This is a genomic window from Oleiphilus sp. HI0086, assembly GCF_001635225.1.
This window is the reverse complement of sequence record NZ_LWFZ01001063.1, coordinates 1-641: the sequence shown is the minus strand read 5'-3', so window position 1 is coordinate 641 and position 641 is coordinate 1. Positions and strand designations below refer to the sequence as shown.

Sequence of the window (641 nt, the reverse complement as noted above, 5' to 3'; positions counted from 1 at the left end):
TAAGTAAGAAACTAGATCGTAAAGTCGTTGTTACATCGACTGTAAATGAGTCGTTGATTGGTGGCGTAATTATCCGCACCAACGATCTAGTCATCGATGCTTCTGTCCGTGGCAAAATTGCAAAATTGGCCGAAGCGGTTAGTGCTTAGGTAGCAGATTCAGATTTGAGGATTTAACGCATGCAACAGCTAAACCCAGCTGAGATCAGCGAAATTATTAAGAAGCGCATCGAAACTCTCGATGTTTCTTCTGAAGCCCAAAATGAGGGCACTATCGTCAGTGTATCTGACGGTATCGTTCTAATTCACGGTCTTGCCGACGTAATGTATGGTGAGATGGTAGAGTTTGAAACCGGCGTATACGGTATGGCGCTTAACCTAGAGCGTGATTCTGTAGGTGTCGTTGTCCTAGGTGACCCTAAAGGTCTTGCCGAAGGTCAGAAAGCAAAATGTACGGGTCGTATCCTAGAAGTACCAATCGGTGAAGCAATGCTTGGCCGTGTTGTTGATGCACTAGGTAACCCAATTGATGGTAAAGGTCCTATCGAGACTACGCTAACTGCACCTTTAGAAAAAGTTGCACCAGGTGTAATCGCACGTCAATCAGTTGATGAGCCAGTACAAACTGGTTTGAAAGCGATT

2 protein-coding genes are annotated in these 641 nt (G+C 44.9%); both read left to right on the top strand.

What is annotated here, in order from left to right; genetic code table 11:
- Positions 1-149: F0F1 ATP synthase subunit delta (locus A3756_RS29010; RefSeq protein WP_197481385.1), on the top strand; the 149-nt coding region annotated here is incomplete at its 5' end.
- Between the two features lie 30 nt (positions 150-179).
- Positions 180-641: HAS-barrel domain-containing protein (locus A3756_RS18980; protein WP_368664600.1), on the top strand; the 462-nt coding region annotated here is incomplete at its 3' end.